Origin of the sequence: Salinivibrio sharmensis (assembly GCF_001995985.1) — a bacterium.
GTDB lineage: Bacteria > Pseudomonadota > Gammaproteobacteria > Enterobacterales > Vibrionaceae > Salinivibrio > Salinivibrio sharmensis.
The window spans coordinates 145,789-170,971 of the sequence record NZ_MUFC01000003.1 but is presented as its reverse complement, the minus strand read 5'-3'; the positions used below and the strand labels follow the sequence as shown (position 1 = coordinate 170,971).

Here is a 25,183-nt window from a genome sequence, read left to right as displayed (position 1 = left end):
TTAACAAGGCTGGGCATACCCGGCCTTTCACTGTATAGAGGAATCCCATTTGATGTGGAAACGTCTTTGTTTGGTGGTGGTGGCACTTAGCCTGTTATCTGGCTGTGTATCGCGCCCACCAGGTGTCGAACCGCACCCCGAGGACCCGTTAGAGGGGTTCAACCGTGCAATGTGGACGGTTAACTACGATTATTTAGATCCCTATGTCGCACGCCCCGTTTCAATCGCTTATGTTGATTACGTGCCAAGCCCTGTCCGTACTGGGATCTCTAACTTTCTCGGTAACCTTGAAGAACCGGCGAGCTTTTTGAATAGCCTCATCATGTTAGAGGGCGAGAAAGCCGCGACCCATTTTAACCGTTTTTGGATAAACACTTTTTTTGGTTTGGGTGGCTTGATTGATATTGCGTCCGCGGCTGATATTCAAAAATATGACCAGCGCGAATTTGGTGACGCGATGGGGCATTATGATGTGGGGACCGGTGCGTATATTATGCTGCCTGGCTATGGGCCTACCTCTGTGCGTGAAGGGGCTGGGGAGGTGGTCGATGGTTTGTACCCGCCGCTCGCGTTACTTACCCTGCCGCAGTCGGTTTTAAAATGGATGTTTGATGGGATGGAGTCGCGCGCCGCGTTAGTGTCTCAGGAGTCGCAATTGGATAACTCGCCGGACCCTTATGCGTTTGCCCGTGAGGCTTACCTGCAAAACCGTCGCTATCGCGCCAAAGGGGATGAAGCGCTTGAGCAACAACCTGCTTTGGATGATGAGTTTCTCGATGATTTTATCGATGATATCGATGCTGCACCGTAAATCAGCGTAAGCGAGTTAGGTAAAACGCGATAAAAAACACCACGGCCAAAGCCGTGGTGTTTTTGTTGGATAGGGCATGATGTTCAGAAACGATAGCTGGCTTGCACGCCGACTAACCACACATTACCGGTGGTCTCGCCTTCAAAATTACCGCCAAACGCAGAGCCTGATTTGTCGGATTCAATGCCATCACGTGGCTCTTTTACCGGGGCGTCTTTGGCAAAGACATAGGTAAAGGCAGCATCCAGGGTGAGTTTAGGTGTCACGTCATAGCCGGCACCCACGCTTAACCAGGTACGGTCAGTTTCTGGGATGGTCAGGGTACGGTTTTTATCGCTCACTGCCGAGGTATCGTAGGCAACGCCTGAGCGCAACGTCAGTTTTTGATCCCACTGATAAGTGGTGCCAATGGCAAAGCGATAGTTATCCTCCCAGTTTTCCACTTTCACCATCTTTGGATCGCTAGAAAGGGAAGGGATGTTCGCCTCAAGTTTGTCAAAGCTGCTCCAATCGGTCCAGTTAATGCTGGTATGTACCGCCCACTGTTCAGTCAATTGATGCAGCGAAGAGAGCTCGGCGGTGGCCGGTAAGGTGAGATCCATACTCCCTGAATAGTGGTTGCCACTCAGATAATCACTTCCAGTAAGTTGACCTTTTTGAATGGCTACTAGGTTGTAAGTCAGTCCTTCTGCATGTCCATCTAATGTCAGGTTTACTTCTGAGCGATAGTTTACGCCAACTCGGTGCTTGTCATTGAGATCGTACACGGCGCCTAATTGCCATCCCCAGGCACGATCATCGCCTTCCATGTATTTTAGAGTGCTGTGGGCAGGAACAGGGCTGCCGGCAAGTGCACCTGCGCTAGTAGGTAGCTGAGAGCCCTTACTACTTGTCGCGCCAATACTGCCTTCCCCCAACACATAGCGGATACCAACGCCGAAGCGCATTTGCTCGGTGGCTTTCCAAGCGATATTAGGGTTGATTTCAAAGGTGGTGACCGCCGCTTCGTTACCAAACTGGGTACCGGTAAAATCGTCGCCTAAATCGGTTTCCATGCCAAAGTTGGTCGCGAGAGCGAGGCCGGCGGTAAAGCGGTCGTCGATTTGATGGGCAAAATAAAAGTTAGGGATCACGGCATCATGGGCAACATCATCGGTTGATGTGCGCCCAGTTGAAGAGTTTTCGCCATCAATATCAACGTTAGGGTTCACGTAGATACCACCGACTGATACTTGTGTATCGGCAATGTAGCTTAGTAGCGCAGGGTTACGAAATTGCGCACTGGCGTTATCCGCCATTGCCGCTTCCCCTGCGAAAGCACGGCCCAGTCCGGTTGCTGAGGTTTCTGCGAGCTGAAAACCGGCACTGTGTGCGGTGGTGGAAAGAGAGCCGAGCGCGGTGGCGACGGCAAGATAAACGATCTTATTATTTTTCATCTGCTTACTTGTTCGCTGTATAAAGGGAGGCCTAGAGTAAAAGCTCGCGGGCGTAAATCAATTTATCGCTACGATAAAGGGTAAAAACGAAATAATAAAACTAAAAAATAAGGATTTTTAGTGTTTTTATCTACTGTCTTGGCGGAGATTTAAGCTATGAAGGATGAACTCAGCGAACAGCTGTTACACATTACTAGGCGAAAAGTTGTTGGCACGGAAGGAAAAATCACAGCATGCGCCCTCTCTGCCAGTCAAGAGGGCGCACAATACGCGGTTAGATCGCTCTGGGGGTGAGTTGCTGTTGCAGTTGCTCGGCAATGGGGGCGGCGGCGCTTTTCGCCTCGCCGACCACAATCACGCTCGCTGAATGCACGGGGCGGCTGACGGCTTGCATTTTTCCGTCACTTTTTTGTGCGGGCGCCTGACTGGCAGACGGGACCACAAACACTGTATAGGCTTGTCCATCACTCTCCATCACCATGTGTAGGGCATGTTGCTCACCAAAACTACAATGGTTGATGTAAGTCACTTCGCCGGGGAGCGCATTAAACGCTTTGCCAAAGGGTTGTAACTTCGCGTTGACTTGCTCAATGGTCGCCCCCTCGTTAATACCTTCTATAAAGGCATGTTCGTGATAATAGTGCGCCAATGCCGTTTGATTAAGGTCGAGCGTCGCGTGCCCCCAATTAAACTGACCAAGTGCAATACCAAACACAAAGGCAATAGAGGCGGCAATAGCGAGATGCCAGCGCGGACGTTTGGCTCGTTGCTCAACGTCGGTGGTTTGCGAAAACAAAATTTTATCGGCTAAGTCTTCCGGCACATCCACGCGAAGCGCTTGGTCGATTTTACTGTCCAACTCGGCGATATCGTCCGCATAGTTTTGGTGACGTTCAGACTCGGCCTTGGCGGCTTGCAACTCAGGATCAGTATCATAAGGGTCTGCAAGTAGGCGGCGGCGAAATTCAAGATCGTCCATACTGTTGGCCTCCTGAGGTAGCGGTGGTGTCCAGCGCTTCTTTGAGTTGAGCGCGAGCGCGAAAGAGGCGAGTCATCACCGTGTTTTTGTTTAAGTCCAAGATTTGCGCGATTTCGTCGCCACTAAAGCCGGCAATCACCTGTAAGACCAAGGGTTCTCGATATTCCGGTGCTAAAGCGGCAATCTGCCGGTGTAGCCAGCGCTGCTCCATAGACGCTTCTTCGCTGGGACGGGTTTTATCTTCCAGTTCGCCATCGTCAATATCGACGTGGTCAAATTGTTTGCGCTCGAAGCGTCGGGCGTTTTCTCGGCGTAAGATGGTAATTAGCCAGGCTTTGGCTGCCTTGTCATCTTGCAGGCTGTCTAGCGATCGCCAAGCGCGTAAGCAGGTTTCTTGAACCAAATCCTCTGCGATATGTGGATCTTTTGCTAGCCAATAGGCATAACGGTAGAGGTCGCGGTGCCACGCGCGCACCAATGCCTCGTATCGTGCTTGTCGGGTCATACCGGATGAGCCTTTATCCATGTATTAGTCAGCCTATAAAGACCGAGTGATTTGTCATTTTATTTCATATTAGGTGAAAAATCGGTACAAGTTTGATCTGTTTCAATATTAGAACCCAGCAAGTCGGTAAAGTGACTCCTGTCGTTATCGGCCATGTGTCGACACTCGTGAGGTTGAGTGAACGGCGTTTCCTTTTTGAATGATATGACTTTCTGTTCGGATCTGGGTGCGGGAAAAGCACTGCACACTTCCCAGATTATCGTTTTGCTTTCCAATATTTTTGGGGCCTGCGTTCGCGCAAGGCCCCTTTTTTTATTTTTCTTTTTGCTTCTCCGGTTGTTTACCATGAACCATTGTGGTGACACTGGTAGCGGATCTGTGCGCCTGTTGGCAATCTTACCAATCAATTAAAACGGATGTTTTAAGCTGGTAACAATTTGGTTACACTCGTGGTCAGACCTGTAGAACATCCTAAGGAGCAGTGATGACGTCTCAGCAACACCTCAAAACCAGCAATGGTGATCGCATTGCTATTGTGTCTGGGCTACGTACACCCTTTGCCCGCCAATCGACCGCTTATACTGATGTGCCAGCGGTCGATCTCGGCAAGATGGTGGTACAAGAGATGCTCAACCGAAGCAGTATTTCCCCGAAAGACATTGATCAAGTGGTGTTTGGTCAGGTGGTGCAAATGCCTGAAGCGCCAAACATTGCTCGCGAAATCGTGCTGGGCACTGGCATGGATATTCACACCGATGCCTACAGTGTCACCCGTGCCTGTGCCACCAGTTTTCAAGCGGTTGCGAATGTGGCAGAGAGCATGGTCGCAGGCAATATCCAGGTGGGAATTGCTGGTGGGGCGGATTCATCCTCTGTGCTGCCTATCGGCGTTAGCAAAAAACTGGCGCGGACATTATTGGATTTGAGCAAAGCGAAAACCATGAGTAAGCGGTTAAAGCTGCTCAGTAAGCTGTCGGTCAAAGATCTGGCACCGGTTCCGCCTGCGGTGGCTGAATATTCCACAGGCCTGAGCATGGGGCAAACCGCCGAGCAAATGGCAAAGTCGCATCAGATCCCACGGGAAGAGCAAGATGCGCTCGCGCTTCGCTCGCATCAACTCGCCAGCAAAGCTTGGGATGAAGGCTTGCTCAGTGATGAAGTGATGACCGCATACCCCGAACCTTACAAAACATGGATTGCACAAGATAACAACTTGCGTCCTGACTCCACGCTTGAAGATTACGCTAAGTTGCGTCCTGCGTTCGACCGCAAGCATGGCTCGGTGACGGCGGCGAATAGCACACCCCTCACTGACGGCGCCGCCGCGGTCTTGATGATGCCAGAAAGTCGTGCGAAAGCGCTGGGTCTTGAGGTATTGGGTTACATCCGCTCGTATGCATTTTCCGCTATTGGTGTGGAAAAAGACATGCTGATGGGGCCGTCTTACGCCACGCCACTTGCGCTTGATCGCGCGGGCATTTCTCTAGCGGATTTAACTTTGATTGATATGCATGAGGCGTTTGCCGCTCAGACCTTGTCTAATGTCAAGATGTTTGCCTCTGACGCATTTGCCCGCGAGCATTTAAATCGTGACCGTGCGATTGGTGACATCGATATGGATAAATTTAACGTGTTAGGAGGCTCAATCGCCTACGGCCATCCATTTGCCGCGACAGGCGCGCGGATGATCACCCAAACCTTACGTGAATTAAAACGTCGTGGCGGCGGGTTAGCATTGAACACAGCCTGTGCAGCAGGTGGCCTTGGCGCAGCAATGATCTTGGAGGCAGAATAATGACCACAGACACCCATCAAGCCTTTCATTTAACGGTTGCTGATAACCAAATAGCCTGGCTGACCATTGATGTGCCGGGCGAGAGCATGAATACGCTGCAGGCGAGCTTTGTCGAGGGCGTTTCCGCGGTTTTAGATCAACTCGAAAACGATAAAAGCGTCAAAGGGCTAGTGATTCACTCTGGTAAGCCCGATAACTTTGTGGCTGGTGCCGATGTGCGCATGCTCGAAGCTTGTGACAGCGCCGAGCAAGCACGCGATATTGCCGCGCAAGGGCAGACTCTGTTTTCACGCATTGAGAGACTTCCATTTCACGTGGTGGCAGCCATTCATGGCCCTTGCCTAGGTGGTGGGCTGGAGCTCGCGCTTGCTTGTCATAGCCGTGTGGCGACCGATTGGGAGAAGACGCGCCTTGGCCTGCCAGAAGTACAATTAGGTTTGTTGCCAGGGTCGGGCGGTACACAGCGACTACCCCGTCTTATCGGTGTGCCTGACGCACTTGATATGATGCTAACGGGCAAACAGTTACGCGCCAAAAAAGCCAAAAAACTTGGTGTGATCGATGATTGCGTGCCGGATACCGTTTTGCTAGATGTGGCTGAGCAGCTCGCGCAGAAATCGAAACCCAAACGTAGCCGCAGCTGGCAAAGTTGGATGCTGAATGGGAATGCGGTTGGGCGTAATATCGTCTTTGATCAAGCGGGCAAAAAAGCGCGAGCAAAAACCCGTGGCAATTACCCCGCCGCTGATGCCATTTTATCTGTGGTGAAAAAGGGCCTCGATAAAGGCTTGAAAGCCGGATTTGAGGAAGAAGCACGCCAGTTTGGTGAGCTGGTGATGACGTCAGAGTCTAAAGCACTTCGTAGTATATTCTTCGCGACGACGGCGATGAAAAAAGAAAACGGTGCCGATGCAGAGCCGGGTGATATCAGTCGTATTGGTGTACTTGGCGGTGGCTTGATGGGGGCCGGTATTGCCCATGTCTCGGTCGCTAAGGCCGGCTACCCCGTACGAGTAAAAGATGTGAGCGAAGATGGCATTTTGAATGCCCTGCGTTATAGCTACAAATTGTTAGACAAAAAACGCAAGCGCAAACAGCTTAGCAAGGCAGAGCTTCAAGCCACCATGATGCAGCTATCGGGTGATACACAGGCGACAACCCTATCGAACTCGGATGTGGTGATAGAAGCGGTATTTGAAGACTTATCGCTTAAGCACCGCATGGTGGAAGAGATGGAGTCCATCACCGAGAAGAACGCTATTTTTGCTACTAACACCTCGTCATTACCTATCCACCAAATCGCTGAAGGCAGCCAGCGTCCAGAAAACATTGTTGGCTTGCACTACTTTAGCCCGGTAGAAAAAATGCCGCTGGTGGAGGTGATCCCCCATAAAAACACCAGTGATCAGACGATTTCTACTGTGGTTAAGCTGGCGCGCCAGCAAGGTAAAACGCCGATCGTGGTCGGTGATAGCGCGGGCTTTTACGTTAACCGGATCCTTGCCCCTTATATGAATGAGGCCGCGCGGGTGTTGTTGGCAGGAGAGAGCATTGAGCATATTGATACCGCCTTGCTGGACTTTGGCTTTCCGGTTGGGCCAATCACCTTGCTCGATGAGGTAGGCATTGATATTGGCGCCAAGATTGCTCCTATCCTGACCAAAGAGCTGGGTGAGCGTTTTGAAGCACCGGATGTCTTCGATGTGCTGCTGAATGATGATCGAAAAGGGCGTAAAACAGGCAAAGGCTTCTATCGCTACGATGCCAGTAAGAAAGGCAGCAAGGCCAAACAGGTGGATAAGAAGGTTTATAGCTTGCTAAATATCACCCTAAACGCTCAGTTGTCTGGCCATGAGGTGGCGCAACGTTGTGCGTTAATGATGCTCAATGAAGCGGCACGTTGCCTGGATGAGGGCGTGATTCGCTCTGCGCGTGACGGTGATATCGGTGCGATCTTTGGTATCGGCTTCCCGCCGTTCTTGGGCGGGCCTTTCCGCTATATGGATCATATTGGCATCGACCGTGTGGTCAATTTGCTCAACGAGCATCAAAATCGTTACGGTGAGCGCTTTGCCCCTTGTGAGCGATTAACCGTGATGGCCAAAGAAGGGCAGGTGTTTTACCCCGAAAGCTAACCGTTAGGTTAGCCAGTCAATGAGCGAAAGGGCAGCCAGTGGTTGCCCTTTCTATTGATTGGGTGATCAATCCTCACTACGCTGACATAACGCGCGGAAGGCAGCGATATCTGCAATCGGATAGGCACCGTCTAAGTGTGCATCTTGTTGATGTTCGGTTCCGCAACTGTGCATGACCAATCTATCTGCGGTTCTCGGCTTGAGGGTATTGACCACAAACCGCACCATGTCAGCACGGGTAAGCGTCGCCATTGCTTCCGCCACTTGCTCACGGCGCTGATAGTGATAATCCTTATTACCGATGCTGATCCAGTAGCGCTGGGCTCGCGCTCGCAGGTTATTGTCTGGTTCTCTCACTTGTGCCAATAAGCTTTGTTTACTGCTTTGCCAGCGAGCCTCCGTCATTTCTAACAGCACCATGAAAAACGCATTGAGAAAGTCGTCAATCGCTGCCATTAACTGGTTCGGGCCTGCCATGGGGGACTGAACATAAAAGATCAGTCCAGGGTGGCGGTTTAGCGGTAAGTTATTGGCCCCAACCATATAGCCTAACTGCTGTTTGGTGCGCAACTCGTTGAAAAAAGTCGCCGACATCAGGTGGTTGGCCAAAGTATAGGTCGCCACGGCTTGAGGGTCGGTTGATGGGCTTTGGTAATACACTAAAAGCGCTGACTCAGCATGCGCAAGGGGGCGCTCAAAACTGACGGTGCCGACACCCTCAAGTAAGGTCAACGGACGCACAGATTCCTGATACGCTTGTCCTTTCACGCGCAAACTGTCTTTGACAGTTTCTGCTAAGGCCTTGGCATGATGGCGGTGCCAATTACCATACATAAACATATCGACATGCAAGGTGGCGAGCATGGCATCGACAAAGTGAGGTAAGTCACTCAGGGTCACCGTTTCCAATGCCGCTAAAAGGGCGTGATACGGTGGATTATTAGGCTGAAGTAGCCCGGTCATGCTGTTATATAATTGGCTCAGCGGCTTGTTCTTTTCTGCGTTTTCCCAGCTGCGTTGCAGCTGCGCTTTTATCGTTTCGAAGCGCTCAGGATTGAAACTGCGCTGAGAGAAGGTTTTCAAGATAAGTTCGAGCAATAGCGGTTGCTTGTCATTGAAGCCACTGAGCGTCAATGTGACCCCGCCTTGATGCGCGTATAAGTTGTAATTAATGCCTGCAATCTCAGCTTGGTACGCTTGCTCATTGAGCGCCTCGAGTAACATTTCGACACTTAAGCGGGTCATGACAATGTTTTTTACCGTCGCCACGGCATGTGGGCTATCGATGGCGATATAAATGTGGCCTTTGGGCACGCGAAAGTGTGGTTCTTGGCCATGCCAGAGGCGAAAACCAGGCAGCTCTTCAATTAAGCTTGGCACCTCACTGGCATCTTGCTCGATAGCCAGTGGATGCAGGGCATCGGCAATATACGGGTTGGGGTCTGGCAGTGTCAGTGCCGGAGAAATATAGTCAGTTTTCCACTTGGCTAGCTGTTGAGCAGAGAAGCGTTTCACTGCATACGGCGTGTGGTACCAATCGGCCTTTCGATCGTAGCTAAGCCCTTTGGCCACCAACATAACCCGGAGATTATCGACACTCATATGTTGCAGCATGGTTTGAATGTGGTGGGCATCAAATCCTGTCATCATATAATCGCCGTAAAGCAGATCAGCTGGCGCATAATGCTGCATGTTCATCACCAACTGACTGACGGTATCAATGGGCCGGTGTGAGTCTTGATAGTGAAAAGCGAGCTCTTGAACTTGCCGTTTCTCTTGATAGCGCCATGGTTGTAGCCCTTCGCGTCGAATCAAAGCGATAGCTTGAAATACATGAGTGATAATATCGTCGATGTGGCTAAGACCTAATGGCGTTAAAGAAAACCCCAAGGTAAATTCACGGAAATCTCGCCCACTGATCCCCCCACCTGCAGATAAGGTGTTGATATAGCCTTTGTTCTTCAATAGCGACATCAAACTGCCTGGCCCCTCATAACCGAGCAGGTGAGCGATGTAAGACAGCGGTTTGGTTCGGTATTGGTCGGGGCTTTCGGGTACGGAAAAGGCCAAAGTGAGCTTTCTCACTTCTTTTAAAGGCTCGATGTTCACCCACTGGTGTTGCTCATTTTTGGTCACCAATGGTGCTTCAATGGTCAGCGCAGGGTAGCTATGATTGGCAATGGCGGCAAAGTGTTGGTTGGCTAGGGCCTCAAGATCATCCAGTGACTGAGGGCCGGTTAGCGCGACCGTCATAAGGTTGGCGCTGTAGTTCGCCCGATAAAAAGCGATGAGGTCGTCGCGCACATCATGAGCGTCACGATCGGCGAGTGTTTCCTCGCTGCCCACGGAAAATTTGGCAAATGGGTGGTCAGGGTTGATGGTCTCTTTATGAACTTGATAGATCCGTCGCACGTCGTCATTGAGCTTCATTCGATACTCAGCGTCGACAGATTGGCGCTCTTTATCCACGGCGTCGGCATCAAAACGCGGTGAAATAAAAAAGGCACTGAAACGATCTAATCCAGCTGCAAATTGATGAGGGCGAATATCGAAAAAGAAGGTGGTGTGCTCGGTGCCTGTCCACGCATTATTGTGCCCTCCGTGCTGGCTGATAAAGCGCTGAAAGTCGCCAATTACCGGATAACGCTCTGTGCCCAGAAACAGCATATGCTCAAGAAAATGCGCCAACCCTTGTCGCTCTTTAGGGTCATGGAAGTGGCCAACATTCACCGATAAGGCGGCCGCACTGCGGTGCGCATGTGGGTCATTCACCAATAAGACACGTAAAGCGTTAGGAAGCGTGATATAACGGTAGTGTTTATGGTCGTTAGGACTGACGTGCACAAGCATCTCACTATCACAGTAAATAAGTTAATAGTAAGTATGACTACCAGTGACCAGAGTCGCAAACCACTTATTTGGTCTTTTGGCATTGACCTTGGTAGCATGCAGCTAATCGCAGCATATTAATGTGGGTATTAAGGCAATGAAATTAATCATCATGCGTCACGGTGAAGCGCAAGCATTTGCCGCCAGTGACAGTGACCGCGCGCTAACTGCTAATGGTGAACAGCAAAGTAAGCAGATGGCTAGCTGGCTGAGTCAACAGTTAGATGGGCAAGCGATTGATAAAGTACTGGTGAGTCCTTACTTACGTGCGCAGCAAACATGGCAAGTCTGTGCGCCTTTATTACCCGATGCAGGGGAGGTGATCACTGAACAAGAGATCACCCCTTATGGGCAAAGCGGCCGTGTTTATGATTATTTGAACGCGATGATTGAGGTAGAAAAACTCAGTGTCGTCTTGGTGATATCGCACTTACCGTTAGTCGGTTATCTCACCAATGAGTGGGTCCAAGGAGGACAGCCACCGATGTTTGCCACGTCAGCCATGGCGGTGCTTGATGTGAATACCTCGACCCAGCAGGCATCAATGAGCGCACATATGTCGCCGCGACAGCTTTAATCGGCGAGTGGAAAAGGGGCGTGAGCCAACCACGGCTTCTAGCGCTCGGGCACTTCTATCAATACCAGCAAGGCGCCATCACCACCAAATTCTCTTGGCGCTTGGTGGAATGCCATTACACTAGGGTGTTGCGCTAACCACAGGGGGATCTTGTCTTTAAGTACCCGTTTGCCGATCCCGTGCATCACGCTGGCACAGCGAATACCGTCTTTGACGCAGGCTGCGAGCATCGCCCCCAGCTCTCGCTTCGCTTCTGTTTGGGTCATCCCGTGTAAATCGAGATAGATATCGGGCACATACACACCACGACGAAGCCGCTTGACCTCGTATTTAGAGACATCCTGGCGGGCGTATTGCATCGGGCCTGATTCACTGAGCAGCGGCTCGAACTCATCGGAAAAATAAAACGCATGATCGCTACTTTGCCGTTCAAACTGACGTTGTTTGCGCGGCTTGGTCGTCTGGCGTTGTGGCGGGTTTATGGTATCCTGCTCCAACTTTTTTGCGCCTTTGACGGCATCGCGGAATAGCGCTAAGTCCTCTTCCGTCATCGATGGTTTTTTGCTCATAAAAACTGTCTCCGAGGTGATAACCTGAATTGTACATTCAGCCAGCTCAAAATGCTGCTTATTGTACTGACCTCGCGTCAAAGGGCGACCCCAAATTGCATGAAGCCGATGGAGGCCAATGTGGATACGATTTTTACTGAAGAAGTGGTCAGCGAGTTACACACGCTGCAAGACATGCTGCGCTGGACAGTCAGTCGCTTCAATGCGGCGGGGCTGTTTTATGGCCATGGCACTGACAACGCGTGGGATGAAGCGGTCCAGCTGGTGTTACCGACACTGTACTTGCCAATTGATGTGCCCTCAGAGACGCGCTTTTCCCGCCTGACCACCAGTGAAAAACATCGTATCGTTGAGCGTGTTATCGCGCGTATCAACGATAAAACCCCAGTCGCATACTTAACCAACAAAGCGTACTTTTGTGGTTTGGAATTTTTTGTCGACGAGCGTGTGCTGGTGCCACGCTCTCCGATAGGTGAGCTTATCCAGCAAGAATTCGCTGGCATCTTGCCTCAACCTCCACGCCGGGTTATGGACCTGTGCACTGGCAGTGGTTGTATCGCTATTGCCTGTGCCTATGCGTTCCCAGAGGCAGAGATCGATGCGGTAGATATCTCCACCGATGCGCTGGATGTGGCTGAAATCAATATCCAGGATCATGGCTTGGAAGAGCAAGTTATCCCGATGCGGTCGGATCTGCTTAAAGATGTGCCACAAGATAAATACGATTTAATCGTAAGCAACCCTCCCTACGTCGATGCGGAAGATATGGACGATTTGCCGGACGAGTTTCGCCACGAACCTGAGCTGGGCCTTGCCGCGGGCACTGATGGGTTGAAACTGGTGCGTCGGATGCTTGCCAATGCACCCGATTATCTGACAGACGATGGCGTGTTGGTTTGTGAGGTCGGTAATTCGATTGTACACATGCAAGAGCAATACGGTCATTTACCTTTGCAGTGGATTGAGTTTGAAAACGGTGGCCATGGGGTGTTTATGATCAACCGACAAGACCTCGTTGCGTGTGCCGATGAATTTGCCCTTTATCGCGATTAGAGGCAGTACCCGCCGATCATGATATAAAGCCAGCCTCGTGCTGGCTTTTTAGCATCTAGCGCTTGCAGTCGCTCCGTTGCTCACCTGGATTTTCTTTGCGTCTTTGATTGCTTTATGGTTAATTGCTAACAAAGTACGCAAAAACACAACAATGCCCATCAGGCAAACAGAGGAAGGCATGGCAGGCAACACGATAGGACAAATTTTTCGCGTTACGACCTTTGGAGAGAGTCACGGTGTCGCACTGGGCGCTATTATTGACGGCTGCCCGCCTGGATTAGCGCTGAGCGAAGCGGACATGCAGCATGATCTAGACCGACGCCGTCCTGGCACGTCTAAATACACCACTCAGCGGCGTGAGCCTGATGCGGTGAAAATCCTTTCCGGGGTGTTTGAAGGTCAAACAACGGGCACATCGATAGGTCTGATGATCGAAAATACCGATCAGCGCTCCAAAGATTACTCCAAAATCAAAGATGTGTTTCGCCCAGGTCACGCAGACTACACCTATCACCATAAATATGGCATCCGCGATTACCGCGGGGGCGGCCGCTCGTCAGCGCGTGAAACGGCGATGCGCGTGGCTGCAGGCGCGGTGGCTAAAAAATACCTGGCGCAAGTGCACGGTATTCAAGTGCGTGCTTACCTGGCGCAAATGGGAGAGGTGACCATCGATACGGTGGATTGGGAACAAGTTGAGCAAAATCCCTTTTTCTGCCCAGATGTGAATAAGATCGATGAACTAGACGCACTTATTCGTCAACTCAAAAAAGACGGCGACTCGATTGGTGCCAAGCTCACCGTGGTGGCAGAAAACCTTCCTGTCGGCCTTGGCGAGCCGGTATTTTATCGCTTAGATGCGGACATTGCTCATGCGTTGATGGGCATTAACGCGGTGAAAGGAGTCGAAATTGGAGATGGTTTTGATGTGGTGAATCAGCGTGGCAGTGAACATCGCGATGAAATTCACCCTGACGGCTTTGCCTCAAACCATGCGGGAGGCATTCTTGGTGGGATCTCTTCAGGCCAGCCATTGGTGGCACATTTAGCGTTAAAGCCTACTTCGAGTATCACCGTGCCGGGCAAAAGTATTGACGTTAACGGAGAGTCTACCGATGTGGTGACACGTGGTCGTCACGATCCGTGTGTGGGGATCCGGGCGATACCTATCGCTGAAGCCATGGTAGCGATTGTGCTGATGGACCACTTGCTCCGTCATCGCGGCCAAATGGGCGCATAGCGATAACCCAAACGTTTCATCTTCCTTAAACCCATCTGTCGTTTTGGATAGATGGGGTGTTGTTATTGTTTTAGATTATGACCCACGATTTTCACGACTTGATCCAACTTTTTAACCAAACCTTTCTTGCCTCTTTCAATACTGAGCTGGTGCGTGGCGGGGATGAGCCTATTTACTTACCTGCCGATGCAGATCATCCTCATCATCGTGTGATTTTTGCGCGTGGTTTTTTTGCTTCCGCATTACATGAAGTGGCGCACTGGACCATTGCCGGTGAGAAACGTCGTCAACTTGAGGATTATGGTTATTGGTATCATCCAGACGGTCGTGACGCTGACACGCAAGCCGCCTTTGAGGCCGTAGAAGTGAAGCCACAAGCGATTGAGTGGATTCTCTCTGCAAGCTGTGGGTTTCGCTTTCAAGTAAGCTGCGACAACTTAAGTGGGGTGGAGCCCGATCGCCACGCGTTTACTGATAAAGTCCGCCAGCAAGTGATCGCCTATATCTCTGACACTGAAGCAAGCCCAGCTTTACCCGTGCGCGCCAAGCAGTTTTCTGATACCTTGCGAGACTTTTATGGTGTTGCACCGTTGACGCCAGATACCTTTACGTTGCCAAGCCAAGGTTAAAAAGATGAAAGTTCAAGACTACGAAGCACGCATTTTAGCGTTAATCGATGAGATGGTAGAAACCGCCTCAGACGATGAATTGTTTGCCAGTGGCTATTTACGTGGCCACGTTTCTTTAGCGGCAGCGGACTGTGAGTTGGAAGGCGTTGATGAGGTATCAGCATTGAAAGCGCGCGTCGATGCCAGCCTATCTGACAATGCCAGCGAGCTGTCTCCTGGCGACCAGCGCTTGGTGGGCGCGCTTTGGGATTTACTGCAGCAGCAAGTGGAAAAAGACGCGTAACTCGCTGTTTTAAAATGGGGCACTAGGAGGTATTGCATACGATACCTCTTGGCAAAAGGAAAGCCATCGCCTTGACGATGGCTTTTTTGTTGACCTTGTTCGAGGGCTGCTATAGTGCTTTGCCTTTTAGCAGCTTACGGACCCACATCCGTCCTGGATGCAGCGTGTCCAGAACCGACTGAGGTAAAGGCAAAGGCTCGTCACACAGCTGCGCAGCTAGCACTTCTGCCACCAATGGGGCGGAGGTGAGGCCGCGAGAGCCGAGCCCCAGTAAGCAAAATAACCCTGGATAAACGGGAACGGAATTCGCTCTTTCTTTGTCTTTTTGCAAGGTTTGGTAGGCGGAAACCAAGGCGTCGTAATCACACACGTTGCCCACAAAAGGTAAATGGTCGCGACTGGCGCAGCGTACGCCCACACGTCCTTGTTTTGCAACCGGCACGTCACGCGCCCAGCCGGTATCAATACAACCGGTGAGACGCTGTTGGTTTTCGGTTTGGTCGTCAGCTTGGAAAGTGAGGTCGGCATTATTTCGACTGTAACTGGCCCCCAAGCAATGCTCTCCTGCTTGATTGACCGGCGTTAAATAGCCTTCAAAACACAGTACCGTATTTAGCTTACTGAGGTCGGTATTGGTAGGCACATGGCTGACTTGACCGCGCACCGGATAGACCGGAATAGGTTGTGTTTGGCTGAAGCTATCTGCTTGATGACCATTAGCGATCACCACATTTTGGTGACAAACATGACCAATGCTGGTATCGAGTGTCCAACCATTGTTCGATTGCGTCAGCGCATTCACAGGGCAATCAAAATGGGCACGTAGCTGTCCGCTGGCAATGGCTTTATCGATTACGCCCGCGGTAAACTGTTGCGGGCTTATCCATCCCCCTAACGGGTAATAGACGCCCGCATGCCCGGTTTCTAACCCGACTTTCTTACTCACGCCATCGACATCTAACGGTGTGACCAATGCCTCAGGGAAGGCACCATCGGCCATCTTAGCAAGCTTAGCGGCACTCTTGTCGTCGTAACCCAGCTGTGTCACCCCACACCAGTCGTGTTCAAAAGCAACGCCTTGGGCGTTTTGTCGTTGAATAAATTGCCGTGAAAACAAAAAGGCGGGGGCAAAAAACTGACTTAAGTTATCATTATTGCCATTTAAAAGCGGGTAAATAGCGCCTTGATGGTTGCCTGATGCGCCAGCAGCAGGGCGCGGGTCTTGGCAATACAGCGTGACTTGCTTGCCCCGTTGCAGCAATGCGGTGATTAAGGCAGCACTGGCAATGCCGCCACCAATAATGGCGATGTCGTCCGCTGTTGGGGCGGGCGGGCGCGCATACCAAGGCTGGTAGCTGGCATGGGTTTGGCGAACAGGTAGTGCGCCTGCCAACATGTCTCGCTTGTGGCCAAAACCTTTCACCTTTTTCATTTCAAAGCCTGCCTCGATAAGGCCACGACGCACAAAGCCAGCGGCGGTGAAGGTGGCGCAGGTACACTGCTCGCGTGCAAGCCTTGCCATACCGTTAAACAAATCTTGATTCCACATTTCTGGATTTTTACTCGGGGCAAAGCCGTCTAAATACCAAGCATCCACGATCCCTTTCGGGCCCGTCGGCACTTGTGGTAACCAATCTTTAATATCACCAAACCACAAATCGAGTGTAATCTGACCTTGAGCCAACACGATCCGTTGACAACCGGCTAGCGGCACAGGATAGTCGGCGCGTAGCTGTTCAGCGTAGTTCGCCAGCTCTGGCCAGGCTTGATGTGCACGGGCAAGATCCTCTACTGTCAGGGGGTACTTCTCAAAACTGATAAAGTGAAGCTGGGTGACAGACGCGTCGGGATGGGCTTGACGGAATTGATCGAAAGCCGCCCAAGTGGCGAGAAAGTTGAGCCCAGTGCCAAAGCCGGTTTCCGCAATCACAAACCGGGGCGATGTGGCGGTTTGCCAACGTGCGGGAAGTTGATTTTGTTCGATGAACACGTAGCGGGTTTCGGCCAAGCCGTCGTGATTGGAAAAATAGACGTCATCGAACTGATCCGCAACGGGCGTGCCCGTGTCATTCCAGCTGATTTTTGCGTGGTCGATCGAGGGAGTGCTCACAAATGCCTCTTACACAGGAAAGGAAAAGGGAAATTGTACTGGCTCAAAGGAAAGCTGACCACTTATCAGCTTTAAAAACGCTATCATCCACTGCGAAATTAACGTCTAGGAAAGCATCATGAAACGAGCTGTCATTACAGGCATGGGGATTGTTTCCAGTATTGGTAACAACGTCAAAGAAGTGCTGGAGTCGCTCAAAGCGGGAAAATCTGGCATTAACTTTTCTCAGCAGTTTGCAGATATGAAACTGCGTAGCAATGTTTGGGGTGATCTCAAACTCAACCCAGCCGACCATATCGATCGCAAAAGAATGCGTTTTATGGGTGACGCGGCTGGCTTTGCCTACTTGGCAATGGAGCAAGCAATTGAAGACTCGGGCCTAGCACCTGAGCAAGTTTCTAACCCACGAACTGGCTTAGTGGCCGGTTCAGGTGGCGCGTCATCGGTTAACCAAGTTACCGCGGTTGATACATTGCGGGAAAAAGGCGTGAAGCGCGTAGGGCCTTACATGGTGCCACGTACCATGTCATCCACGGTCTCTGCGTGCCTAGCTACCCCATTTCAAATCAAAGGGGTGAATTACACCATGAGCTCAGCGTGCGCGACCTCGGCGCATTGTATTGGTCACGCCCTTGAGCTGATTCAACTTGGCAAACAGGATGTGGTCTTTGCCGGTGGCGGTGAAGAGCTGGATTGGTCACTGACCATGATGTTTGACGCCATGGGGGCGTTGTCAACCAAATACAACGACGACCCGCAGAAGGCATCTCGCACCTATGACGCGGACCGAGACGGCTTCGTGATCTCCGGTGGTGGCGGCATGCTGGTCGTGGAAGAGCTGGAGCATGCGCTAGCTCGTGGTGCGACCATTTATGGTGAAATCGTCGGTTACGGTGCAACGTCCGACGGTTATGACATGGTGGCGCCGTCGGGTGAAGGCGCAGTGCGCTGCATGAATATGGCGATGCAAGATGTGGATGGTGACGTTGATTACATCAACACCCACGGCACCTCAACCCCAGTCGGAGATGTGAAAGAGCTTGGCGCGATCCAGGAAGTGTTTGGCGGTAAGAGCCCTGCGATTTCTGCGACTAAGTCCATGACAGGTCACGCGCTCGGCGCGGCAGGGGTGCACGAAGCTATTTACTCAACCCTGATGCTAGAGCAAGGTTTTGTCGCGCCAAGTATCAATGTTGATAACTTGGATCCTGCGGCTGAAGGGCTAGATATCGTCACACAACCGCGTGAGCAAGCACTGACGCGTGTCATGTCAAACAGCTTTGGCTTTGGTGGAACCAATGCCACCTTAGTGATTGAAAAGTATCGCGGTTAATACAATCGTCCCTGTTTCCAGGTATGCAGAGATGCTCTGCCATCAGACACGGGCCATTATCGTTGAGAGCCTTTAATGGCCTTTTCAGGTCCTGGATTTACCCGGCTCCGGCCGGGTTTTTTTATACCTTTTGCTGGTGTCTGTGCACCACTACTGGTGTTGATGATGGGTGTTTTCTTGCGGCCAGGTAGATACAATAAGCCCCCTCACATTTTGCATCCGATACATGGTGCACCGACTCACACGGGACGTTGAACGTGAAAATTGTTGTAGACGAAAATATGCCTTACGCCCAAACCTTGTTTAGCCAATTGGGTGAGGTGGTCGCATTACCGGGGCGCGCAATCCGTGCTGCGGATTTGATTGATGCTGACGCATTAATGGTGAGAAGTGTCACGCAAGTGAACCATGCGCTGATTGATGGTGCGACGCGCTTACGCTTCGTTGGTTCAGCCACTGCAGGCGAAGACCATCTCGATTTTAGCGCGCTGCAAGCGCAAGGTGTTCACGCCACGGCGGCGCCTGGCTGCAATAAGGTTGGGGTAGCGGAATACGTAATTAGCGCGTTACTCGTATTAGCGCAACAGCAAGGGTTTAACATTACAGACCGAACGGTCGGTATTGTGGGGGTTGGTCATGTGGGTCACTACTTGTCTGAGCGGCTTGCGGCACTTGGGATTAAAACCTTACTTTGCGACCCACCTCGTCAGGCGCGAGAGAACCTTGCTGATATGGTGGACATTGACACCCTGATCGCACAATCGGACGTGGTCACTTTCCATACCCCTTTGACCACGACCGGTGCGTACCCCACTTATCACCTCATGAATCAAGCTCGATTGGATGCGCTCGCATCAGGAAGTATTTTGATAAACGCCGCTCGTGGTCCGATTGTTGATAATCAGGCACTTAAAGCGCGGTTAGCGCGAGGCGATATTGATGCGGTGTTGGATGTTTATGAACATGAGCCTGAGGTCGATCTGGCCTTAATCGAGCGTTTGGCGTTTGCAACTCCTCATGTCGCCGGTTATGGGTTGGAAGGCAAAGCACGTGGCACCACCATGGTGTTTAACGCATTGTGTGAGCATTTAGGCTTACCCGAACGTGCACACGCCTGTGAATTGCTCCCCACCGCACCGATTCCACACGTTGCCTTGGCACAGCCATGGCAACAAAGCGACCTGATGGCGTTGACACAACTGGTCTATGATATTCGCCGAGATGACAGTGATTTTCGTCGTGCCATGCATGCTGCAGGCGACGACAAAACAGCTCAGCGTACAGCCTTTGACCAATTACGGAAAAATTACTGGGATCGACGTGAGTACAGTGCGATCACGGTAGCCGGGCAGGCAGATTTCGGGTTACAGTCGCTGGCTAAGCTGGGCTTTAGTATTGAGGAACACGCATGACACAAGCATTTGATGTTGCCATTTTGGGCGCAACCGGTGCGGTAGGCCGCACCATGATCGAGATTTTAGAAGAGCGCGACTTTCCTATCGGCACGCTACATCTCCTTGCTAGTGAGCGAAGTGCAGGAGAAACCATCAGTTTTAAAGGTGAGAGCCTGCGTGTACAAAATGTCGATAATTTTGATTGGACACAGGTTCAGCTTGGCTTGTTTTCGGCAGGAGCGCAGGCTTCCGCGCATTGGGCGCCGATAGCTGCAGATGCTGGGGTGGTGGTGATCGACAATACCTCGCAGTTCCGCTATGACTTCGACGTGCCCTTGGTGGTGCCTGAGGTAAACGCAGCCGCGATTGGTGACTTTCGTAATCGTAATATTATTGCTAACCCTAACTGCTCGACGATTCAGATGCTGGTGGCCTTAAAGCCCATTTATGATGCCGTTGGGATTGAGCGCCTCAATGTGTCTACGTACCAGTCGGTATCGGGGTCAGGGAAAGAAGGCGTCGATGAGCTTGCCGGACAGACGGTTAAATTGCTTAACAGCCAAGATGCGGAGCCTGCGTTATACAGTAAGCAAATTGCCTTTAATTGCTTACCACACATCGACCAGTTTATGGAAAACGGCTACACCAAAGAAGAAATGAAAATGGTGTGGGAAACCCAGAAAATTCTCGCCGATGAAATGATAGGGGTTAACCCAACGTGTGTGCGTGTGCCGGTGTTTTATGGTCATGCTGAAGCGGTACACCTGGAGTGCCGTCAACCAATTGACGCAACAGAAGCGATAGCAATCTTGAGTCAACATGAGCACATTGAAGTGTTTGAAGGGGAAGATTACCCCACCCAGGTGAAAGAAGGGACTGGCTCAGATAAGGTGTTGGTTGGACGTATTCGCAACGACATTAGTCACCCTAACGGTTTAAACCTCTGGGTTGTGGCAGATAACGTGCGTAAAGGCGCAGCGACTAACTCGGTGCAAATTGCTGAAGTGTTGGTTCGCGATTATCTTTAATCGAAAAGCCTTTAGCGACGGCAAGAGCGTGATAGTTGACGCACCGCGACCTTAGACTGATTGATACCCCATCCGCCGATGGGGTATTTTTTTAGGCATTAAACTTGCAACGCCGAGCGATACATTGAGCGTGGTGATGGTATCATCGCGATAAAACTGAGGCAGAGCGCCCACAGTTTGATCGAACAACACACTTTTATATCACCAAACTACAGTTTTTAGCATGGCTTCCGATATAGTTAGATATTTAGTGAGGCCATTTCTGCCATAAGGGAGTGCGGGTGTGTCCAACGCACAGCAAAGTGAACAGTCTTCTTCTCAAACACGATTGAACCTAACCCCGCATCGCATTAAGCGGCACCTCGTTGCCGTTGCTGGGTTGGTGGCGGTTGCGCTTGTCAGTGTTTCAACGGTGCCAGTCGAAGCGGCAATACGCATCTTGGGTCCGCAAGATGAAATGGTGGCGGAAACCACTTCGCCCCAGCCGACGTCAACGGTTGAATCAGCACAGCAGTATGGCCCCACAGGGGCCAACGAAACCTTGTGGTCGATTGCGACTCAAATGCGTCCTAATACGCAAGTGAGCGTTTACCAAACGCTGGGGGCAATTTTCCGTTTAAATACCGACGCATTTGCTAATAACAATATTCATAGCTTGCAACCCGGTAGTACGCTAGTGATGCCGACGTTGACGCAAATCGAGCGCGAGAGTACCCAAGATGTGATCAATCGGCTTGAAATCGATGAGGCACGCAAGCAGGCAGAAAATACGGCACCGCTAAGTGCACAGGTTGATCAACCCAGCCAGCAAACGTCGCCAGCGTCCTCAAACAATACCCAGCCGGAGCAGTCGCAACCGGAGCAAACAAACCAAGACGCTTCTCCATCAAGTGGCGAGAGCCAGCAAACCAGTGCGCCTGAGCCTCAAGTAGTACAAAGTCTACAGTCTCAGCTGCAAGCGTCTGACCAAGAAATGACGCGTTTGGTTGAGAGTAATCATGTGCTTAAGGTGCGTCTTTCAGAGGTTCAGCACGAGCTCAGTGCACTGAAAGAGCAGATGAGCGGTGATGCTGAGCTCAATAAAGAGATCCGTGCATTTTTAGAACAGCAGCGCCAACAGCAGGTAGAAAAAGAAACGCAACCCCCATCTGCGGTTGAGTCTTTACTTGATAGCCCACTATTACTCGCAATGCTTGCAATCATTCCGGGGGCGTTAATCGCAGGGGCGATTTTCTTTTTCCTTGCACGCCGTAAAAAACAAGAAGAAGACAGCGAAGAGCCAGCAGCTCTGGATCACGATGACATGGACGATATGCCCGTGGTCATGGTACCGGATCCTGATGAAGGGGATGGCGAGGCAGAAGAAGAGCAGGACAGTGATGAACTTGAAATCACTGATGATGGCATGGGGGATGAGGAAATTGCCTTTGGCGATGATACCGACCTCGACGACCTGGATCTGGACGATGAACTCGATGGTATGTCTGGCAATGAGTCGAGTGTTGCGCCAACCAGCGATGATGCAATAGGCCTAGAAGACATGGAGCGCGCGCTGGATGAATTAGCGGATGCGCCGCCAGCGGATACGGAAACCTCGCAGGAGGAAGAGGCCGCAGAAGATGATACCGAATCAGACGCGAGTGACTTAGAACAGCCTGAAGAGGAAATGAGTGCTGACGAAGCACTTGCCGCTGAGTGGGCTAAAGCACTGGAAGAAGGCAATGACAGTGATGTCGACGACATCGATGCCTTGTTGGCAGGAGAAACGGGTGAAGACACGGCCGCCGATGAAGCATCTACTGCTGATGTGCCTGAGGACGAAAATGCCGAGACCAAAGAGCAAGCCTCACAAGAGAGCGAAGACAATGACGAGCAAGCGCCTAATGACGCCTTGTTTGACTCGGTGCTCGACGATGAACCTGAGCTGGATTTAAGCCAAGACATTGATTTATCTGATGATGATAACGATGACGTTTCTCTCGATAACACAACAGAGTTGCTTGATGAACTTGTCGGTGATGAAGAGGACGAGGATAGCTGGCTAAATGAAGAGGATGATACCGAGGGCGAATTCGATGAAAGTAGCGACGCCTTACTGGATGAAGTCTTAGACAAAGACGATGATCCTCATTTAGAAGACTCTGACGCTTTACTGGAAGAAGTGTTAGGGGATGATGACGAACCAGATCCACTTGCTGATGAGGACGATCCGGCACTGTGGGGAGAGGAAGATGACAGTGATCCGAACGAAGCGGAGCTCGAGCAACTTCTTTACGCGTCGGATGAGCAATCAGAAGAAACACCTGACACTGAACAAGGATCACAGGCTCGAACCGAGCAAGACAACGAAGCGGAAGACGAACCGCAAGCAGAGCTAAGCGAAGACGATGCGCCGACGGACGAGCCAGCCGCGCCAGAGGCTAGCGAGGCAGATGAAGAGTCAGCGGACGACGGTGACGACGAGCCGCAAGCCGAGCTAAGCGAAGACGACGCACCGGCGGACGAGTCGGCTGAGCCAGAAGCGACCGGCGAGACAGATGAAGAGTCAGCGGATGACGGTGACGACGAGCCGCAAGCTGAGTTAAGTGAAGATGACGCACCGGCGGACGAATCGGCTGAGCCAGAAGCTACCGGCGAGGCAGATGAAGAGTCAGCGGATGACGGTGACGACGAGCCGCAAGCCGAGTTAAATGAAGACGACGCATCGGCAGGCGATTCGGCTGAGCCAGAAGCTACCGGCGAGGCAGGTGAAGAGTCAGCGGATGACGGGGACGACGAGCCGCAAGCTGAGCTAAGCGAAGACGACGCACAGGCAGGCGAATCGGCTGAGCCAGAAGCTACCGGCGAGGCAGATGAAGAGTCAGCGGATGACGGTGACGACGAGCCGCAAGCCGAGTTAAATGAAGACGACGCACCGGCAGGCGAATCGGCTGAACCAGAAGCTACCGGCGAGGCAGATGAAGCACCAGCGGGTGACGGTGACGACGAGCCGCAAGCCGAGTTAAATGAAGACGACGCACCGGCGGACGAATCGGCTGAGCCAGAAGCTACCGGCGAGGAAGATGAATCGTCAGCGGGTGACGGTGACGACGAGCCGCAAGCTGAGTTAAGTGAAGATGACGCACCGGCGGACGAATCGGCTGAGCCAGAAGCTACCGGCGAGGCAGATGAAGAGTCAGCGGATGACGGTGACGACGAGCCGCAAGCAGAGTTAAATGAAGATGACGCACCGGCGGACGAATCGGCTGAGCCAGAAGCTACCGGCGAGGAAGATGAAGAGTCAGCGGATGACGGTGACGACGAGCCGCAAGCCGAGTTAAATGAAGACGACGCACCGGCGGGCGAGTCGGCTGAGCCAGAAGCGACTAGCGAGGAAGATGAATCGCCAGCGGCTGACGGTGACAATCTCGATGACATTACCGAAGAAGACTTACTTGATTTAACCAGCCTACCTGAGTACGACGAGGAAGCGGCGTTGGCGGACGCTGAACCGGTTGACGAGCAAGAGCAAGCGGATTTAGATAGCGTGCCAGAGCCAGAGCCAAACAATAAGCGTGACTATGAATTTGACTCCTTCTCGCTTGATGAACTTGGCGAGTTTGGCGAAGACGACGCACTAAGCGCTGCGCTTGAAGAGCAGCGAGAGCTAGAGTCTTATTTAGACGAGCAGCACGATGGTGACGCCAACGCGGAAGCGCCTGAACGTGATGAGCGAGATATCAGCGATCTCGACGATGACGATCATCAAGTGGGTGGCTTAAACATGGAGGCGCTGCTCTCCGAGTCAGACGATGACACGCCTCTGGATCTTTCCTCACTGTCCGATGAAGAAGCGGCAGTGTGGCAGGCTGATAATGAACCTGAGCCTGAAGCAGAGAGTGAAGACTGGAGTCAGCAACCCGCAATAGACCCTGCCTCGCTGGAAACCTTTGAACTCGAAGAAGCCTTAGACGAGGATCTACTGAGTGAGGGGGAAGCAGAAAGTGAGCTGATTGGTGAAGAGCAAGAAGAAGATGACTACATCAGCATTGAAGAGCTCATGCGAGATGATGGTTCTACGCCAGATATCGATCCTGATAAAGCGGAAATGAACCTGAATGTGGGTTTAGATGAGTTTCCTGATGTGTTAGAAGATATCAGTGCCATTGATGTGGACGGTGATACTGCAAGTACTGAAGCATCAACGAATCTTGACCTCGCCAAAGCGTATTTGGAAATGAACGATGTCGATGGGGCGATTTCTTTGCTCGAAAAAGTGATGCAATCGGGCAACAAGACCTTGCAGCAAGAAGCGCGTCAGTTGTTAGAACAGTTGAGGTAGTGACAAAAACAGGTAGCGAAAGCTGCCTGTTTCTTTATGACGGCAGTGATGGCGAAGCACGCGCTTTTAACCTGCAACTCGAAGGCTTTATGGGTA

The 25,183-nt window shown here is 51.6% G+C and carries 18 protein-coding genes; 12 read left to right on the top strand and 6 right to left on the bottom strand.

Going from position 1 to position 25,183, the window contains the following annotated elements:
* Positions 1-52: 52 nt before the first annotated feature.
* Positions 53-811 (top strand): MlaA family lipoprotein, encoded by a 759-nt coding sequence (locus BZG74_RS04270; protein ID WP_077771493.1) that lies wholly within the window; start codon positions 53-55, stop codon positions 809-811.
* A gap of 83 nt (positions 812-894) precedes the next feature.
* Here the strand turns inward: BZG74_RS04270 and BZG74_RS04265 are convergent, their stop codons facing one another.
* From BZG74_RS04265 to BZG74_RS04255, 3 genes are all read right to left on the bottom strand, one after another.
* Positions 895-2,247 (bottom strand): outer membrane protein transport protein, encoded by a 1,353-nt coding sequence (locus BZG74_RS04265; RefSeq protein WP_077771492.1) that lies wholly within the window; start codon positions 2,245-2,247, stop codon positions 895-897.
* A 274-nt stretch (positions 2,248-2,521) separates the two neighbouring features.
* Positions 2,522-3,226: a DUF3379 family protein gene (locus BZG74_RS04260; RefSeq protein ID WP_077771491.1), complete on the bottom strand. Its 705-nt coding sequence runs from the start codon at positions 3,224-3,226 to the stop codon at positions 2,522-2,524.
* Positions 3,213-3,752: a sigma-70 family RNA polymerase sigma factor gene (locus BZG74_RS04255; RefSeq protein ID WP_077771490.1), complete on the bottom strand. Its 540-nt coding sequence runs from the start codon at positions 3,750-3,752 to the stop codon at positions 3,213-3,215. Before BZG74_RS04255 ends, BZG74_RS04260 begins: the two co-directional genes overlap by 14 nt.
* A gap of 463 nt (positions 3,753-4,215) precedes the next feature.
* Between BZG74_RS04255 and fadI the strand changes: the two genes are divergently transcribed.
* On the top strand, positions 4,216-5,526 hold the full coding sequence (gene fadI, locus BZG74_RS04245; protein ID WP_077771488.1) for an acetyl-CoA C-acyltransferase FadI: 1,311 nt from the start codon (positions 4,216-4,218) through the stop codon (positions 5,524-5,526).
* The gene (fadJ, locus tag BZG74_RS04240; protein ID WP_077771487.1) at positions 5,526-7,661 is read left to right on the top strand and encodes a fatty acid oxidation complex subunit alpha FadJ; all 2,136 of its coding nucleotides are present in this window, start codon (positions 5,526-5,528) and stop codon (positions 7,659-7,661) included. Before fadI ends, fadJ begins: the two co-directional genes overlap by 1 nt.
* Positions 7,662-7,727: 66 nt before the next feature.
* On the opposite strand, the gene BZG74_RS04235 is transcribed toward fadJ, so the two are convergent.
* Positions 7,728-10,505 carry an insulinase family protein gene (locus BZG74_RS04235; protein ID WP_077771597.1) on the bottom strand — a complete coding sequence of 926 codons (2,778 nt, stop codon included), beginning with the start codon at positions 10,503-10,505 and terminating at the stop codon, positions 7,728-7,730.
* Positions 10,506-10,647: 142 nt separating this feature from the next.
* On the opposite strand from BZG74_RS04235, the gene sixA reads away from it, so the two are divergent.
* The gene (gene sixA / locus BZG74_RS04230) at positions 10,648-11,127 is read left to right on the top strand and encodes a phosphohistidine phosphatase SixA (protein ID WP_077771486.1); all 480 of its coding nucleotides are present in this window, start codon (positions 10,648-10,650) and stop codon (positions 11,125-11,127) included.
* A gap of 38 nt (positions 11,128-11,165) precedes the next feature.
* Here the strand turns inward: sixA and smrB are convergent, their stop codons facing one another.
* Positions 11,166-11,696, bottom strand: coding sequence for an endonuclease SmrB (gene smrB, locus BZG74_RS04225; RefSeq protein WP_077771485.1), 531 nt, complete (start codon positions 11,694-11,696; stop codon positions 11,166-11,168).
* Between the two features lie 120 nt (positions 11,697-11,816).
* Here smrB and prmB point away from each other — a divergent pair, with 120 nt between their 5' ends.
* The 4 genes from prmB (at position 11,817) to BZG74_RS04205 (ending at position 14,901) form a co-directional block, all read left to right on the top strand.
* Positions 11,817-12,749, top strand: a complete 933-nt coding sequence (gene prmB / locus BZG74_RS04220) for a 50S ribosomal protein L3 N(5)-glutamine methyltransferase (protein WP_077771596.1) — start codon at positions 11,817-11,819, stop codon at positions 12,747-12,749.
* Between the two features lie 178 nt (positions 12,750-12,927).
* Positions 12,928-13,989, top strand: coding sequence for a chorismate synthase (gene aroC / locus BZG74_RS04215; RefSeq protein ID WP_077771484.1), 1,062 nt, complete (start codon positions 12,928-12,930; stop codon positions 13,987-13,989).
* 77 nt (positions 13,990-14,066) lie between these two features.
* On the top strand, positions 14,067-14,618 hold the full coding sequence (locus BZG74_RS04210; protein ID WP_077771483.1) for an elongation factor P hydroxylase: 552 nt from the start codon (positions 14,067-14,069) through the stop codon (positions 14,616-14,618).
* Between the two features lie 4 nt (positions 14,619-14,622).
* On the top strand, positions 14,623-14,901 hold the full coding sequence (locus tag BZG74_RS04205) for a YfcL family protein (RefSeq protein ID WP_077771482.1): 279 nt from the start codon (positions 14,623-14,625) through the stop codon (positions 14,899-14,901).
* A 109-nt stretch (positions 14,902-15,010) separates the two neighbouring features.
* On the opposite strand, the gene mnmC is transcribed toward BZG74_RS04205, so the two are convergent.
* Complete coding sequence (mnmC, locus tag BZG74_RS04200) at positions 15,011-17,011, bottom strand: bifunctional tRNA (5-methylaminomethyl-2-thiouridine)(34)-methyltransferase MnmD/FAD-dependent 5-carboxymethylaminomethyl-2-thiouridine(34) oxidoreductase MnmC (RefSeq protein ID WP_077771481.1); 2,001 nt, start codon at positions 17,009-17,011, stop codon at positions 15,011-15,013.
* Between the two features lie 118 nt (positions 17,012-17,129).
* On the opposite strand from mnmC, the gene fabB reads away from it, so the two are divergent.
* From fabB to BZG74_RS04180, 4 genes are all read left to right on the top strand, one after another.
* Positions 17,130-18,344 (top strand): beta-ketoacyl-ACP synthase I, encoded by a 1,215-nt coding sequence (fabB, locus tag BZG74_RS04195; protein ID WP_077771480.1) that lies wholly within the window; start codon positions 17,130-17,132, stop codon positions 18,342-18,344.
* A gap of 257 nt (positions 18,345-18,601) precedes the next feature.
* A complete protein-coding gene (locus BZG74_RS04190) occupies positions 18,602-19,756 on the top strand; it encodes a 4-phosphoerythronate dehydrogenase (protein ID WP_077771479.1) in 1,155 nt (384 codons plus the stop codon).
* On the top strand, positions 19,753-20,766 hold the full coding sequence (locus BZG74_RS04185; RefSeq protein WP_077771478.1) for an aspartate-semialdehyde dehydrogenase: 1,014 nt from the start codon (positions 19,753-19,755) through the stop codon (positions 20,764-20,766). Before BZG74_RS04190 ends, BZG74_RS04185 begins: the two co-directional genes overlap by 4 nt.
* Before the next feature lie 283 nt (positions 20,767-21,049).
* Positions 21,050-25,087, top strand: coding sequence for a FimV/HubP family polar landmark protein (locus tag BZG74_RS04180; protein ID WP_077771477.1), 4,038 nt, complete (start codon positions 21,050-21,052; stop codon positions 25,085-25,087).
* Positions 25,088-25,183 lie beyond the last annotated feature (96 nt).